1 tRNA gene is annotated in these 307 nt (G+C 45.0%); it reads left to right on the top strand.

The features are described 5' to 3' along the window. Positions 1 to 237: 237 nt before the first annotated feature. A tRNA-Gly gene (locus SAY88_RS24860) sits at positions 238 to 307 on the top strand.

Here is a 307-nt window from a genome sequence, read left to right as displayed (position 1 = left end):
AGTGGCTCAGCTTGGTAGAGCACCTGGTTTGGGACCAGGGGGTCGCAGGTTCAAATCCTGTCTTCCCGACCATGAATTAATATGCGGGTTAGTTTAGTGGTAAAACCTCAGCCACGAGCAAAACTTCTGCCGAATTAGCTGCGAGTTGTCTCGACGCATTTTCTTCTAAGAAATACTAGAAGAGGAAGAGACAGGGTAGTGCGTTATTGAAATATGTTATATAAAATCAATTAATATGCGGGTGTAGTTTAGTGGTAAAACCTCAGCCTTCCAAGCTGATGTCGTGAGTTCGATTCTCATCACCCGC

Source organism: Halalkalibacter flavus (assembly GCF_036663575.1).
Lineage (GTDB): Bacteria > Bacillota > Bacilli > Bacillales > Bacillaceae_D > Halalkalibacter > Halalkalibacter flavus.
The sequence above is the reverse complement of the archived record's forward strand: the minus strand, read 5'-3'. Positions and strand labels throughout refer to the sequence as shown.